The 14,258-nt window shown below is 71.7% G+C and carries 11 protein-coding genes and 1 pseudogene; 3 read left to right on the top strand and 9 right to left on the bottom strand.

From position 1 onward, the window contains the following. Positions 1-402 precede the first annotated feature (402 nt). On the bottom strand, positions 403-900 hold the full coding sequence (locus ACFVTH_RS02325; RefSeq protein WP_387086414.1) for a YbaK/EbsC family protein: 498 nt from the start codon (positions 898-900) through the stop codon (positions 403-405). A gap of 55 nt (positions 901-955) precedes the next feature. Here ACFVTH_RS02325 and ACFVTH_RS02330 point away from each other — a divergent pair, with 55 nt between their 5' ends. Together ACFVTH_RS02330 and ACFVTH_RS02335 are read left to right on the top strand one after the other, a co-directional pair. Beyond that, a complete protein-coding gene (locus ACFVTH_RS02330) occupies positions 956-2,203 on the top strand; it encodes an APC family permease (protein WP_387086417.1) in 1,248 nt (415 codons plus the stop codon). A gap of 9 nt (positions 2,204-2,212) precedes the next feature. Beyond that, positions 2,213-2,749 (top strand): gamma carbonic anhydrase family protein, encoded by a 537-nt coding sequence (locus ACFVTH_RS02335; protein WP_387086419.1) that lies wholly within the window; start codon positions 2,213-2,215, stop codon positions 2,747-2,749. A 204-nt stretch (positions 2,750-2,953) separates the two neighbouring features. On the opposite strand, the pseudogene ACFVTH_RS02340 reads toward ACFVTH_RS02335, so the two are convergent. From ACFVTH_RS02340 to glyA, 5 genes and pseudogenes are all read right to left on the bottom strand, one after another. After that, positions 2,954-4,045 (bottom strand): annotated as a pseudogene (locus tag ACFVTH_RS02340) (DUF6716 putative glycosyltransferase); the annotation flags it as partial. Continuing rightward, a complete protein-coding gene (locus tag ACFVTH_RS02345) occupies positions 4,042-4,920 on the bottom strand; it encodes an N-acetylneuraminate synthase family protein (protein ID WP_387086422.1) in 879 nt (292 codons plus the stop codon). The gene ACFVTH_RS02345 and the pseudogene ACFVTH_RS02340, both read right to left, overlap by 4 nt. Then, the gene (locus tag ACFVTH_RS02350) at positions 4,917-6,152 is read right to left on the bottom strand and encodes a cytidylyltransferase domain-containing protein (protein ID WP_387086425.1); all 1,236 of its coding nucleotides are present in this window, start codon (positions 6,150-6,152) and stop codon (positions 4,917-4,919) included. The genes ACFVTH_RS02345 and ACFVTH_RS02350 overlap by 4 nt, the downstream gene beginning before the upstream one ends. Before the next feature lie 75 nt (positions 6,153-6,227). Beyond that, the gene (locus ACFVTH_RS02355; protein ID WP_387086428.1) at positions 6,228-7,112 is read right to left on the bottom strand and encodes a bifunctional methylenetetrahydrofolate dehydrogenase/methenyltetrahydrofolate cyclohydrolase; all 885 of its coding nucleotides are present in this window, start codon (positions 7,110-7,112) and stop codon (positions 6,228-6,230) included. Positions 7,113-7,208: 96 nt separating this feature from the next. Further along, complete coding sequence (gene glyA / locus ACFVTH_RS02360; protein ID WP_387086431.1) at positions 7,209-8,483, bottom strand: serine hydroxymethyltransferase; 1,275 nt, start codon at positions 8,481-8,483, stop codon at positions 7,209-7,211. A 334-nt stretch (positions 8,484-8,817) separates the two neighbouring features. Between glyA and ACFVTH_RS02365 the strand changes: the two genes are divergently transcribed. Continuing rightward, a complete protein-coding gene (locus tag ACFVTH_RS02365) occupies positions 8,818-10,515 on the top strand; it encodes a beta-N-acetylhexosaminidase (protein WP_387086434.1) in 1,698 nt (565 codons plus the stop codon). A gap of 457 nt (positions 10,516-10,972) precedes the next feature. Here ACFVTH_RS02365 and ACFVTH_RS02370 read toward each other — a convergent pair whose 3' ends face one another. Genes ACFVTH_RS02370 through ACFVTH_RS02380 form a run of 3 tightly spaced genes read right to left on the bottom strand, consistent with a single transcriptional unit; the run spans position 10,973 to position 14,174 of the window. Continuing rightward, positions 10,973-11,902, bottom strand: a complete 930-nt coding sequence (locus tag ACFVTH_RS02370) for a carbohydrate ABC transporter permease (RefSeq protein WP_387086437.1) — start codon at positions 11,900-11,902, stop codon at positions 10,973-10,975. After that, entirely contained in the window at positions 11,902-12,882 is a 981-nt protein-coding gene (locus ACFVTH_RS02375) for a carbohydrate ABC transporter permease (RefSeq protein ID WP_387086440.1), read from the bottom strand. Before ACFVTH_RS02375 ends, ACFVTH_RS02370 begins: the two co-directional genes overlap by 1 nt. A 44-nt stretch (positions 12,883-12,926) precedes the next feature. Beyond that, positions 12,927-14,174, bottom strand: a complete 1,248-nt coding sequence (locus tag ACFVTH_RS02380; protein WP_387086443.1) for an extracellular solute-binding protein — start codon at positions 14,172-14,174, stop codon at positions 12,927-12,929. Positions 14,175-14,258 lie beyond the last annotated feature (84 nt).

Raw genomic sequence — 14,258 nt, forward strand, 5'->3', positions numbered from 1 at the left:
TCTCCACGCCCGCGCCGAGTTCGCCGACGGAGCTCCATCGTGGGCCGCGCCACCGACACGGTCGTTCGAATCGCGCGCCTGCATCGCGACCTTCAGCGGCTCCGGGCGCCATTGCCCAGGGATTCCGACACTGACCCGCCCGGTGACTCAGCCGGGCGCGCTCAGGCTTGCACCCGATGACTCTGACACTGAGTCGCCCAACGACTCAGTGTCGGAACGCCCCGAGGCTGGGGCGCAGGGGCGATCCAGCAGGCGACTCAGTGTCAGAACGCCCCGAGAGCGAGGCCGCAGGGGCGATCCAGCAGGCGACTCAGTGTCAGAGCACCGGGGTAGGGGGTGGAGCGAGCGGGCGAGAGCAGGGCGGCGCCGAGCCGCGGCGCACGGGCTGCGGGTACTCGAGTTCTAGGCGGGCTCGACCGGGCGGGGAGTTCCGCCCGTGATCCGCACGAGCTCGTCGAAGGTCGTCGGGAAGACGGTCTTGGCGTGGCCCGCCGCCGCCCAGACGACGGGGTAACCCGCGAGGTCGGTGTCGACGATCGTGCGCACCGGGGCCGGGTGGCCGAGCGGGGCGACCCCGCCGATGACCTGCCCGGTCGCGTCCTTCACGAGCTCCTTCGAGGCGCGGCCGATCGTGCCGCCGAGCTCGGCGCCGAGCCACTCGGTGTCGACGCGATGCGCACCCGAGGTGAGGACGAGGAGGGGCTCGCCATCGAGGGTGAAGACGAGCGAGTTCGCGATCTGGCCGACCTCGACGCCGAGCGCGGCGGCAGCGAGGGGCGCGGTCGTCACCGCGTCGTCGAACCAGACGATCTCGGGCTCCAAGCCGTGCGCGGAGAGCGACGCGGCGACGCGTTCGACCGCCGGGTGCGTGGGCATGGACGAGGGCGTCGACGAGCTCATCCTCCGATCCTAGGGGCGGCGCCGACGCGATATCCGAGTGGCGTAGAGTGCGCCCGTGACCCCACCAGAGCTCGCCAGGCGCCTCCGCACGCGCGACGCGGTCGTGATCGGACTCGCCGCGATGATCGGCGCGGGAGTGTTCACGGTGTTCGCGCCGGCCGCGGAGGCCGCGGGTTCCGGCCTCCTCCTCGGGCTCGCGATCGCGGCCTTCGTGGCGTTCGCCAACGCGAGCTCGACCGCCCAGCTCGCGGCGCGGTATCCCGAGTCGGGCGGCGCGTACCGCTACGGCCGCGAACGCCTCGGGGCGTGGCCCGGATTCCTCGCCGGATGGGGCTTCGTCGTCGGCAAGACGGCGAGCTGCGCGGCGATGGCCATGACCTTCGCCGCCTATCTCGTGCCGAGCGAGTGGCAGCGGGCGCTCGCCGCCGCCGCGGTCATCGTGCTGGCCGGGGTGAACCTGCGCGGCATCACGCGGACGGCGCGCGCCGCGGCGATCATCGTGGGCTTCGTCGTGCTCGTGCTCCTGCTCGTCGTCTCCGCCGGCGCGGGCTCGGTCCTGCAGCGCGGCATCCCGCTCGACGGCCTCCTCGACTCGGGCTGGCCCGGGATCCTTCAGGCGGCGGGCCTGATCTTCTTCGCCTTCGCCGGCTACGCCCGCATCGCCACGCTCGGCGAGGAGGTGCGCGACCCCGCGCGCACCATCCCGCGCGCGATCTCGATCGCCTTCGTCGTCGCGCTCCTCCTCTACGCGCTCGTCGCGCTCGTGCTGCTCGCTGCGCTCGGCGCACCGGCGCTCGCTGCGTCGACCGCCCCGCTCGTCGACCTCGTCGAGGCGTCGGGGTGGCCGGCGGCGGCGCCCCTCGTGCGGGTCGCCGCGTCCGCGGCGGCGCTCGGCGCACTGCTCGCCCTCATCGCGGGCATCGGTCGCACGGCCCTCGCGATGGCCCGCGACGGCGAGCTGCCGCACCGCCTGGCCTCCGTGCATCCCCGCACGCGCGTGCCGCACGTCGCCGAGATCGTCGTGGCCGTCGTCATCGTCGCTCTCGTGCTCACCGTCGACCTTCGCGAGGCCATCGGGTTCTCCTCGTTCGGCGTGCTCGGCTACTACCTCGTCGCGAACCTCGCGGCGCTCACCCAGCCGGCGGTCGAGCGCCGGGTTCCCCGAGCGCTGTCGGCCGCCGGGGCGATCGGATGCCTCGTGCTCGTCGTCGCCCTGCCGCCGCCCTCGATCGTCGCCGGCCTCGCCGTCTTCGCGGTCGGCGTCGGCTGGCGGCTCATCACGATGGCCCGCCGCCGTCGATAGGCTCTGGGCATGGCCGCAGACCCCTCCGCCCGCATCATCGCCCTCGCCGGCATCCCCTCGCCCGTGATCGCCGACTCGGCGTTCGTCGCACCCGGCGCGGTGATCGTCGGCGACGTCCGCCTCGAGGCGGGCTCGAGCGTCTGGTACAACGCGGTGCTCCGTGCCGAGGCCGAGCCGATCGTGCTCGGCGCCGACTCCAACCTGCAGGACGCCGTCGTCTGCCACGTCGACGCCGGCTACCCGCTCACCGTGGGCCGGGGCGTCTCCGTCGGACACGGCGCCGTGCTGCACGGCTGCACCGTCGAGGACGACTGCCTCATCGGCATGGGCGCGACCGTGCTGAACGGTGCCGTCATCGGCGCGGGCTCCCTCGTCGCCGCAGGCGCGGTCGTCCTCGAGGGCACGGTCGTGCCGGCCGGCTCACTGGTCGCGGGCGTCCCCGGCAAGGTGCGTCGCGAGCTCACCGACGGGGAGCGCGACGGCATCCGGCGCAACGCCGCCGCCTACCTCGCGCACGTCGACGAGCACACCGCCGCGAGCGAATAGGCGTCGCGCGGCGCGCACCCGTCGCACGACCCAGCGCGCCGGGAGCGCGAACGCCAGCGAGACGGAACCCGCCAGCGATCGGTCGTAGTGCCCGAGCATGCGCTTGCGTTCGAAGGCGCGGCGCAGCGCGCCCCCGGTCAGGTTGTACCGACGGCTCCGGAACGGCAGGGCTCCCGCCTGCCGGAGCAGGAGGAGCTCCTCGAGCCGCTCGGCCCAGTCGTCGCCCGCCTCGCCGTGGAAGTAGTTGTCGTCGAGCCACGCCCGATCCGGCTGCTGCGGCGCCCATCCGGTGATCGCGTCCGCCCCGGCGAAGAGGCCGCTGCCCGCGAACACCGTGTTGATGAGCTTCGGCTCGACGCCGAACTCGTCGACCACGATCGCAGGAACCCCCGCGGCGACCGCCTCGAGCACCGCGGTCGAGCTGACCGTCACGAGCATCGCCGCATCGTCGAGGCACCGCGCCATCGGACCGTCGAGCACGACCAGGTTCGGCGGCAGCGCACCGCCGATGGCCGCTCGAACCTCGGGGTCGTCGAGAAGCCCGGCGTAGTCGTACGCCTCCGCGTGGGTCTGCGCCTCGCCGCGGCGAGCGCGCACCTTCACGACCACTCGTCGACCGGGTCGCCGGCGCGCGGCCTCGGCGAGCCAGCCCAGCACCCGGATGCGGTCCTCCAGCAGCGCGGGCACCTTCGCCTGCGCCGCGAACACGAGGTCGCCCCCGTGCCGCCCCCCGGCCGCCGCAGGCGCCGGGCCCGTGGCATCCCCGCCGGCGACCTCGAGCGCGCCCTCGCGCCCCGACAGGAAGGGCAGCGTCGCGAGGCCGAACTCGACCGGCACGTCGAGCGCGAGCGCGTTCGCCCGGAACTCGCGCACCTCGCGCCGGCTGTGCAGCACGATCAGGTCGGCCTGTTCGCGGTAGACGATCGCCTTCGGCTCGGCCGGGATCGTGAGCCCCGGGAAGCCGCTCACGATGACGGGGCGGTCGGGCAGCGCTCCGACGATCGGCGCGACGACCCGCACGAGCGGACCGCGGAGGGCGAGCAGGACCGCGTCGGGCCTGCGGCTCGCGAGCCGGGCGGCGAGCCCGTCGAGGCTCAGCCGTCGCACCGAGCGCGTCGAGAACCCGGTGCCGTCGAGCGCGGCGGCGAACTGCCGGTCGCTCGGCAGGACGGGCGTGGTCAGGACGACGAGTTCGGACTCCCACCCGTCGGGCAGGCGCGAGGCGAAGGCCGCACCCCACTTCACGTACGAGTCCGAGTCGGTGACGACGACGAGCCGTCGGCGCGACGCCGTCACAGCGCGGGCACCCGGCGGAGCTTCGCGCGCGGCGCCTCCTCGCCGGGGAACACGCGCTTCACCCCGTCGCCCATGGCCTCGCCGATGACGCGGATGTCGCGCACGAGGTGCTCGAAGCCGGTCGGCTCGAGCGACGCCGCCTGGTCGGAGCCCCACATCGCGCGGTCGAGCGTGATGTGCCGTTCCACGGCCACCGCACCGAGCGCGACCGCGGCGAGGGAGATCTGGAGGCCCCGCTCGTGCCCCGAGTACCCGACGGGCACTCCCGGGTAACGCCCCCTGAGGGTGTCGATCGTGCGGAGGTTCGCCTCCTCGGGCGGCATGGGGTAGCTGGAGGTCGCGTGCAGCAGCACGAGCCGCTCGGTGCCGAGCACCTCGACCGCGCGGTCGATCTCGTCGAGCGTCGACATGCCCGTCGAGCAGATCACCGGCTTGCCGGTCGCCGCGATCGCCTCGAGCAGCGCGAGGTCGGTGACCGACGCCGAGGCGACCTTGTACGCGACCACGTCGAGCCGCTCGAGGAACTCGACCGACGGCACGTCCCACGGGGAGGCGAACCAGTCGAGCCCCGCGCGGATCGCGTAGGACGCGATCTCGAGGTACTCGGCCTCGCCGAACTCGACCCGGTACCGGTAGTCGAGGTAGCTCATCGTGCCCCACGGCGTCTCGCGCGGGACATCCCGCATGTGCTCGGGCGTCGCGATCTCGGGCGTGCGCTTCTGGAACTTGACGGCCTGCGCGCCCGCCTCGGCGGCGACGTCGATGAGCCGCTTGGCGATCTCGACGTCGCCGTTGTGGTTGAGGCCGATCTCCCCGATCACGTAGACGGGGAGACCCGGCCCGATCACGGATCGGCCGATGCGGATGGCGGTCATGCGAGTGCTCCCTCGTGTTCGGTTCGCGGTGACGGGGTCGGGGCGGGTGCGCCGGGGCGCGCCGCCAGGACGAGTTCGGCGAGCTCGCGCACCGCGCCCGCTCCCCCGCGGGCCTCGAGCACGACGCGTGCGGCGTCGCGCACGGCCGGCACTGCGTCGGCGACGGCGACCGGCCAGCCGACGAGGGCGAGCGCGGGCAGGTCGCCGACGTCGTTGCCGAGGTAGGCGATGCGTTCGAGCGGGATGCCTCGCGCCGCCGCCCACTCGGCGAGCACCGGCCCCTTGTCGCGGACCCCCTGGAGCACCTCGACCCGCAGCTTCGCCGCCCGCGCGGCGACGACGGGGTTCTCCTCGGCCGACAGCACGAGCACGGGCACCTGCGCGGCGCGGAGGCGCGCGACGCCCTGCCCGTCGCTGCGGCTGACGCGCACGAGCTCGCGGCCGTCCGTGTCGATCCAGGCGGTGTCGTCGGTGTGCACGCCGTCGAAGTCGGTGACGACGGCGTCGACGTCGACGGTGCCCGCCGGGCGGTCGATGAGCTCGACGAGCGCCCTCGCGACGACGAGGTCGGCGGCCGTGTCGATGTCGACGCCGTGCAGGGCGGGCACGAGCTGCGGCGCGATGCGCCCGAAGAAGCGGTGCCGCGCCGCCCGGAACCCCGCGGTCCGCATCGCGGTGAACGCGCCGGTCTCGCGGAACTCGGGCTCGCGATCCTGCCTGCGGCGGCGCACCCCGGCGTCGTGGTTCGCGCCGAACACCGCGCCGTCGCCGGCCGCCCGCCACAGGAAGGCGTGGCTCTCGACGGCGGCGAACACGCTGTCGGCCTCGTGGCTCGCGACCCGCGTGACCGCGGCGTCGAGGTCCGAGGGGTCGATGAACGGCGAGGTCGCCTGGATGAACAGCGTGACCGGCGGCACCGATCTGCCGTCGAAGTGCTCGTCGAGGGCGTGCAGCAGCGCCGATTCGGAGGAGGCCGCGTCGCCGGCGAGCTCGGCCGGCCGGTCGACGACCTCGGCGCCCGCCGCGCGGGCGACCCGCGCGATCTCCTCGTCGTCGGTCGAGACGACCACCGTGCCCACGGTGCGCGCTGCGCGCGCCGCGGCGACCGCGCGTCCGACGAGGGAGACCCCGCCGAGGCGCATCAGGTTCTTGCCCGGCAGGCCCTTCGATCCGCCGCGCGCCGGGATGATCGCGACGGCGACGTCATGCAGTTCCGAGTGCGGCTCGACCATGCGGGCAGGCTACGGAGCCCGGGTGGCGCGCCGGTGGCGCCCGCGTTGCGGTCGGGTGAACGGGTGGTGCCCGGGTCACGCCTCCAGGCGCAGCTCCGCAGCCTTCACGACGTTCGCGAGAAGCATGGCGCGGGTCATCGGGCCGACCCCGCCGGGGTTCGGCGAGAGGTGGCCCGCGACCGCCGCGACGCCGGGGTCGACATCGCCCGTGAGCCGGCCCTTGCCGGTCTCCTCGTCCTGCACGCGGGTGATGCCGACGTCGAGCACCGCCGCGCCGGGCTTCACCCACTCGGGCTTCACGAGGTGCGGCACGCCGACGGCTGCGACGACGATGTCGGCGCGGCGCACCTCGGCGGCGAGGTCCTGCGTGCGGGAATGCGTCAGGGTCACCGTGGCGTCGAGGCCCTTGCGGGTGAAGAGCAGGCCGAGGGGGCGGCCGACGGTGAGGCCGCGACCGATCACGGTGACGTGGCGCCCGCGGATCGGCACGTCGTAGCGCTGCAGCATCTCGACGATCCCCGCGGGCGTGCACGGCAGCGGCGAGTGCAGCTCGCCCTCGATGCCGAGCACGAGCCGGCCGAGGTTCGTCGGGTGCAGGCCGTCGGCGTCCTTGTCGGGGTCGATGAGCTCGAGCATCGCGTTCTCGTCGTGCCCGGCGGGCAGTGGCAGCTGCACGATGTACCCGGTCACCTCGGGCGCCGAGTTGAGGTCGCGGATCGCCGCCCGCACGTCGGCCTCGGTCGCCGTGACGGGCAGGTCGACGCGGATCGACTCGATGCCCACCTCGGCGCAGTCGCGGTGCTTGCCCGCGACGTAGGAGCGCGAGGCCGGGTCGTCGCCGACGAGCAGCGTGCCGAGGCCGGGCGTCACGCCCTTCGCCTTCAGCTGGGCGATGCGGGCGGCGAGCTCGTCCTTCACGGCGGACGCCGTGGCGACCCCGTCGAGCGTGATGGCGGTCATGGGTGCTCCCTGGAGTGACGGGTGACGGGTGACGGGCGACGGTCGGATGCGACGGAGTGGGGCCGGGCGGGGCGGGTCGCCCCGCCCGGCGGCGGCCTACTGCTGCAGGCCGGGGTAGAGCGGGAACGCCGCCGTCAGCGCCTCGACGCGACCGCGGAGCGCCGCGACATCCGCCCCGCCCTGGAGCGTGAGCGCGATGATGTCGGCGACCTCGGTGAACTCGGCGTCGCCGAAGCCGCGGGTCGCGAGCGCCGGCGTGCCGATGCGCAGGCCCGAGGTGACCATCGGCGGGCGCGGGTCGAACGGCACCGCGTTGCGGTTGACGGTGATGAGCGCCTCGTGCAGGAGGTCTTCGGCCTGCTGGCCGTCGATCTTCGAGTTGCGGAGGTCGGCGAGCACGAGGTGCACGTCGGTGCCGCCCGTGAGCACGTCGACGCCGGCGGCGCGCGAGTCGTCGGCGGTGAGGCGGTCGGCGAGGATCTGGGCGCCGCGGATGGTGCGCTCCTGGCGGTCCTTGAACTCGGCCGAGGCGGCGACCTTGAACGCCGTCGCCTTCGCGGCGATCACGTGCATGAGCGGGCCGCCCTGCTGGCCGGGGAACACGTTCGAGTTGAGCTTCTTCGCGAGCTCCGTGTCGCGCGAGACGATGAAGCCCGAGCGGGGGCCGCCGATGGTCTTGTGCACGGTCGACGAGACGACGTCGGCGTAGGGCACGGGCGAGGGGTGCAGGCCCGCGGCGACGAGGCCGGCGAAGTGCGCCATGTCGACCCAGAGCTTCGCGCCGACCTCGTCGGCGATCGCGCGGAACGCCGCGAAGTCGAGGTGGCGGGGGTATGCCGACCAGCCGGCGATGATGACCTGCGGGCGGTGCTCGAGGGCCTTGTCGCGCACGACGTTCATGTCGACGAGGAAGGTCTCGGGGTCGACGCCGTACGACACGGCGTTGTAGAGCTTGCCCGAGAAGTTCAGCTTCATGCCGTGCGTCAGGTGGCCGCCGTGGGCGAGCTCGAGGCCGAGGATGGTGTCGCCCGGCGTGGCGATCGCGCTCAGCACCGCGGCGTTCGCGGTCGCGCCCGAGTGGGGCTGCACGTTCGCGTACTCGGCGCCGAAGAGCGACTTCGCCCGCTCGATCGCGAGCGACTCGGCGACGTCGACGAACTCGCAGCCGCCGTAGTAGCGGCGCCCCGGGTAGCCCTCGGCGTACTTGTTGGTGAGCACCGAGCCCTGCGACTGGAGCACGGAGACCGGAACGAAGTTCTCGCTCGCGATCATCTCGAGGTAGTCGCGCTGACGACCGAGCTCGAGTTCGAGAACTTCGGCGATCTCGGGGTCGACCTCGGAGAGGGGCGCGTTGAAGATGGATTCGGCCAAGACTGGCTCCTTATGACATACGGACCTATGTGGGGTTGCTGCCTCCGCGACTCGCGCGGAAGCAGTCGTACCGGCCCAGGCGTGCGGTCGGTCCGTAGCAGTCGCTCCCCGATGGGAATCCATCTCAACGCCAGTCGCGACGATCGCAAGCATAGCAATGGATGCCCCGCACCGCCGCCGACCGCGACGCACGGCGACTCGGGGCGACTCCCCGCGCTGGGCGAGGTCCGGCCGGGGTTCGCGATGCGCTCGGGGCTGTCGGCGAGGCATCCGACGTGGCAGGATATGGTGCGCCCCATTCGTCAAGTTTCCTGCTTTTCGGTCTCGAGGTCGCATGCATCGCCGCAGCACATTCCCCCGCTTCCCATTCGTCGCCGCCGCGCTCGTCGGGGCGCTGCTCGCCCTCACGGCCTGCACCGGCGAACCCGACCGCAACGGAGTCGTCGTGACCGGCATCGTCCCCGCCCCGGCTGAGTTCGAGCTCGCCGACGGCAGCCCCTTCACCCTCACCGACGCCGCCCGTCTCGTCGCCGTCGGCGGGGGCGCCCGAGCCGTCGCCGAGACCTTCGCGGCACCCGCCAGGGCGGCCACGGGCTTCCCGCTCCCCGTGGTCGACGGCGACGCCGAGGCATCCGACGACTCGACCGCGCGGAGCACCGACCTCGAGCTGGTCGTCGACGCGGACGCCGCCCTCGGCAACGAGGGCTACACGCTCGTGAGCGGCGCCGACGGCGTGCGCATCACCGCGAGCGCGCCCGCCGGGCTCTTCCTGGGCACGCAATCGCTGCGTCAGCTCCTGCCCGCCGAGATCGAGCACGCGGATGCCACGCGCTCCCCCGACGGCGGCTGGCTCGTGCCGGCGGTCTCGATCGCCGACGAGCCGCGCTTCGCCTACCGCGCCTCGCTCGTCGACGTCGCCCGCAACTTCATCGCGGTCGACGACGTGCTCGACCATCTCGACCGCATGGCCCTGCTCAAGCTCAACGTGCTGCACCTCCACCTCACCGACGACCAGGGCTGGCGGCTGCAGATCGACGCCTGGCCCGAGCTCACCGGCGTCGGCGCCTCGACGTCGGTCGGCGGCGGGGGCGGCGGCTTCTACACGAAGGACGACTACCGCCGCATCGTCGACTACGCGGCCGAGCGCTTCATCACGGTGGTGCCCGAGATCGACCTGCCCGGGCACACGAACGCCGCGCTCAGCGCCTACCCCGAGCTCAACTGCGACGGGGTCGCGCGCGAGCCCTACGAAGGCGTCGAGGTCGGCTTCTCGTCGCTCTGCGCCGACCCGGCCCGGGCCGAGGCCACCGACCGCTTCCTGGCCGACGTGCTCAGCGAGGTCGCCGAGCTCACGCCCGGCCCATGGATCCACGTCGGCGGCGACGAGCCGCTCGCGACCGAGCACGACGACTTCCTCGACCTCGTCGGGCGCATCACGACGGCGGCCGCGGCGACCGGCAAGACGGTCATCGCGTACCACGAGATGGGCGCGTCGAGCGAGCTGCCGCCCGGCACGATCGGGCACTACTGGGATCTCACCGCCGCACACGAGATGGCACCGAACCGCCGCGACGAGCCCGTGCGCCCCTACCCCGAGTCGGCCGGGCAGGCGCGCTCCTTCCTCGAGCAGGGCGGCCGGCTCGTGCTGGCGCCCGCCGACACGACCTACCTCGACATGATGTACCCCGACCGTCCGGCCGGCCCGCTCGGCACCGAGCTCGGCACGCGGTGGGCCTCGACGATCACGCTCGAGGAGGCCTACGCGTGGCGCCCGGAGGAGACGGTCGAGGGGCTCGAGGAGTCCGACATCCTCGGCGTCGCCGCCTCCATCTGGACGGAGACGATCGAGACGGTGCCCGACTTCGAGTTCATGGTGTTCCCGCGCATCGCCGCGATCGCCGAGGTCGGCTGGTCGCCCGCCGACGCGCGCGACGAGGCCGGCTTCCGCACGCGGCTCGTGACGCTCGGCGCCCACCTCGACGCGCTCGGCGTCGCCTACCGCAAGGTCGGCGGGGTCGACTGGGCCGAGTAGCGCGGCCCTGCGCGGCGCAGGGCGCACGCGCGGCGCAGGGCGCACGCGCGGCGCAGGGCGCACGTCGCCGTTCACCGTTTCTGGAAACAGTGCGCTGCTCAGGTCGATTTCGCCAGTTTCGTCCTGAACAGCGCACTCTTTCCACAGGACGAAGGAGCAGCGGCAGCGCGATCTCGCGCAGGACCGTCGTCTCGTGCTGATGGGGTTCACTGTGTTCCGGTACGACTACGAAGCCGTGCTGTTCGGCTGGGATGCCGCCGAGCACGAGGTGCGGACGGCCGTCGCGATCACGGGGCGGGCACGGTGATTCAGGAGAAGGTGAGCTGTTCAGGTCGTTTTCGGCGGATTCGTCCTGAGCAGCTCACTAATTCCTGAAACGGTGATCGCGGCACGAACGACGAAGGCGGATGCCCCGGGGGCGACCCCGGGGCATCCGCCTGCCCGTGCGCGCCGAGCGCTACTTCACGCTGCCCGCCGTCAGGCCGCCGACGAGGCGCTTCTCGATGAGCATGAAGAGCACCACCACGGGGATGATCGCGACGATCGAGACGCCGAACACGTAGTGCCAGCTCGTCTCGTACTGCCCGACGAACTTCGTGAGGGCGACCGACATCGGCTGGTTGCCCGCCGTCGAGAGGATGACGAGCGAGGCCGCGAACTCGTTCCAGCACGCGACGAAGGTGAACACGATCGCCGTCACGATGCCCGGCCACACGAGCGGCAGGTTGATCTTGAAGAGCACCGTGAGCCGGCCGGCGCCGTCGATCTGCGCGGCCTCGTCGATCTCCTTCGGGATGCCCGCGAAGAAGGAGTGCATGATCCAGACGGCGAACGACAGGTTGAAGGCCGCGTTGATGAAGATCATCGCCGCCCAGGTGTCGATCATGCCGAGCGTCGTGAACTGGCGGAAGAGGCCCGACGTGAGCACCGCGGGCTGCAGCATCTGCGTGACGATCACGAGGAAGAGGAACACCATGCGGAACGGGAAGCGGAACCGCGCCGTGTAGTACGCCGCGGGCAGCGCGACGGCGAGCACGAGCAGCGTCGCGAACACCGAGATCACGATCGTCGAGACCATGTTCTGCGGCAGCGGCGTCTCGGGCGTCGACCACATGTTGATGTAGTTCTCCCAGTGCCACTCCGTGGGGAGGTAGGTGGGATCGACCGAGCGGATCTGCGCCTTCGTCTTCACCGAGCCGAAGAACATGATGAGGTACGGCACGATGAACACGACGAGCACGACGAGCCCGGCGAGCATGCGCAGCAGCACGCTGCCGAGCGGCACCTGGTCCTCGGTGTAGCGGCGCTTGCGAGGGGCGGCCGTGCCGCGGGATGCCCCGCGGCCGGCGTCGGCGGCGAGCATGGCGCGAGTTTCGGTGACGCTCATCAGATCTCCCGCGTGGGCTTGACGACCTTCACGTACACCGCGACGATCACGATGACGATGAGGAAGGCGACGACCGAGAGCGCGCTCGCGACGTCGACCTTGTGCTGGTTCTGGATGTACTTGAAGATCATCGTCATGATCGTGTCGGCGTCGTAGCCGGGTATCGACCCGGTCATGACCCTCAGGATCGGCAGCGAGTTGAACACGTTGATGATGTTGATGAGCACGGCGACGCTCAGTGCGCCGCGGAGCTGCGGCAGCACGACCGTGAAGTACGTGCGGATGGGGCCGGCGCCGTCCATGCGGGCCGCCTCGAGCGTGTCGCTCGGCACCGTGGCGAGGCCCGCGAGGATCGTGTAGGTCGTGAACGGCAGGGAGACGAAGATCGCCACGATGATCGCCCACATGAAGGCGGTCGTGGGGTTCTTCGTCCAGCCGTAGCCCTCCGGGGTGTCGACGAGGCCGATGTCGACGAGGAACTTGTTGATGATGCCGAAGTACGGCTCGAGGCCGTAGTAGACCACCATCGTCGTCATGACGACCGAGGCCGCCCACGGGATGATCACGACGAGGCGCACGAGCCGACGGCCAGGGAACGCCTTGTTGAGGATCTGGGCGAGGCCGAGCGAGATCAGCACGGTGAACGCCACGACGACGACCACCCACACGATCGTGCGGAAGAAGATCGGCCAGAAGTACGGGAAGTTGAACACCTCGACGTAGTTGTCGAAGCCGACCGAGCCCTTGTCGAGGCCCGAGAGCGAGATGTCGCGGGTGGAGTTGTAGAACATGACGCCGGCCGGGAACAGCACGACGCCGAAGATGAGCAGGAGCGCGGGCGCGATCCATGGCAGGGCGACGAGGAGGTCGCGCCCGCCGGGCCGGCCGCGGGCGGCGCCGCCCGCGGCCGATCCCCCGGAACGGGGGCGACCAGTGGTCGCCCCCGCCGGGTTCGGTGATGCTTCGGTCGTGGAACTCATGGTGCGGGGATCACCGAACCCTTCCGTCTTTCATCGAGCGAGCGTCAGCTCGCGTCGACCTGCGCCTGGATCTCGGTCAGCACGTCCTGAGCGGGCTTCGTCTGGATCTGGCCGAACAGCGACTTGAACGCGCCGTCCGTGGCCTGCCACTTCGGGTTGGTGCTCGGGTAGAACTGGGCGTTCGGCAGCACCTCGAGGAACGGCGCGAGCGCCTCCTCGTCCTGCAGCGCCTCGGCACCCGACTTCGTGACGGGGAGGAAGCCCTCGGTCTGCACCCACGGCACGTACACGTCGGCCGAGTAGTAGTAGTCGAAGAACTTCGTGATCGCGTCCTGCTTCGCGCCGTCGTCGTTGTTGAAGGCCATGAGCTGGTCCATGACGCCGAGGGTGAAGGGCGAGCCGTCCTGCGTGGGGATCGGGACGATCGAGTAGTCGAGCTCGGGGTTGTTCTCCTCGATCTGGCCGACGGTCGGCGGGAGGCCCACCTGCATGCCGATCTTGCCCTGGATGAAGATGTCCATGAGCGGCGAGCGGTCGGTCGATCCGGGGTCGGCCTGCGTGGCGCCCGCGTCGATCATCTTCTTGATCTGCTCGGCACCGGGAAGGTTCGCCGGGTCGTCGACCGTGATCGCGTCGGCGTCGCCGAAGGTGCCGCCGCCGCCCCAGAGCCACACGGCCGCCTCGGCCTGCGCCTCTTCCGATCCGAGGGGCATGCCGTAACCGGCCACGCCGCCACCGAGCGCCGAGACCTTGGTCGCCGCGTCGAGCAGCTCGTCCCAGTTGGTCGGCGCGGTCGCGCCAGCCTGCTCGAGCAGGGTGTTGTTCACGAACAGCGCACGCGCCGACGCGATCAGCGGCAGCGCGTACGCGGTGCCGTCGACCTCGGCGTTCGCGATGAACGAGTCCTGGAAGTCGCTGAAGGTCTCGGGCGAGACCACGTCCTCAGCGGCGTACAGGAGGCCGTCGGCCGCGAATCCGGCGAAGGGGCCGCCGTTGTAGATGTCGGGGGCCTCGCCGCCCTGGATCTTGGTGGTGATGACGGACTCGAGGTTGTCCCACGACTGGACCTCGAGCTTGACGTCGATGTCCTCGTTCTCGGCTTCGAAGCCGTCGATCACGTCGTTCCAGAGCTTCTCGGTGTTGTCGGAGTAGCTGGGCACGAGCAGGTCGAGCGTGGTCTTCCCGCCGGCGTCGCCGCCGCTGTCACCGCCCCCGAATCCGCACGAGGCGAGCGTCAGCGAGGCGGTGGCGGCGAGCGCGACCGCGGCGCCGAGGCGCAGAGACTTCTTCATTGGATGCTTCCTCACTGTGTTGGGTGGCGCATCGACGAGAGCAGGTCTCAACGCGCCGATGCGTATCGTCCATCTTGCACCGAT

Origin of the sequence: Agromyces sp. NPDC058104 (genome assembly GCF_042884835.1) — a bacterium.
In the GTDB taxonomy this organism is placed as follows: domain Bacteria; phylum Actinomycetota; class Actinomycetes; order Actinomycetales; family Microbacteriaceae; genus Agromyces.

Bases quoted from the DNA above. Each gene is read 5' to 3' on its own strand.
- ACFVTH_RS02325 (WP_387086414.1), bottom strand. From the start codon at position 900: ATGAGCTCGTCGACGCCCTCGTCCATGCCCACGCACCCGGCGGTCGAA.
- ACFVTH_RS02335 (WP_387086419.1), top strand. From the start codon at position 2,213: ATGGCCGCAGACCCCTCCGCCCGCATCATCGCCCTCGCCGGCATCCCC.
- ACFVTH_RS02345 (WP_387086422.1), bottom strand. From the start codon at position 4,920: ATGACCGCCATCCGCATCGGCCGATCCGTGATCGGGCCGGGTCTCCCC.
- ACFVTH_RS02350 (WP_387086425.1), bottom strand. From the start codon at position 6,152: ATGGTCGAGCCGCACTCGGAACTGCATGACGTCGCCGTCGCGATCATC.
- ACFVTH_RS02355 (WP_387086428.1), bottom strand. From the start codon at position 7,112: ATGACCGCCATCACGCTCGACGGGGTCGCCACGGCGTCCGCCGTGAAG.
- ACFVTH_RS02365 (WP_387086434.1), top strand. From the start codon at position 8,818: ATGCATCGCCGCAGCACATTCCCCCGCTTCCCATTCGTCGCCGCCGCG.
- ACFVTH_RS02370 (WP_387086437.1), bottom strand. From the start codon at position 11,902: ATGAGCGTCACCGAAACTCGCGCCATGCTCGCCGCCGACGCCGGCCGC.
- ACFVTH_RS02375 (WP_387086440.1), bottom strand. From the start codon at position 12,882: ATGAGTTCCACGACCGAAGCATCACCGAACCCGGCGGGGGCGACCACT.
- ACFVTH_RS02380 (WP_387086443.1), bottom strand. From the start codon at position 14,174: ATGAAGAAGTCTCTGCGCCTCGGCGCCGCGGTCGCGCTCGCCGCCACC.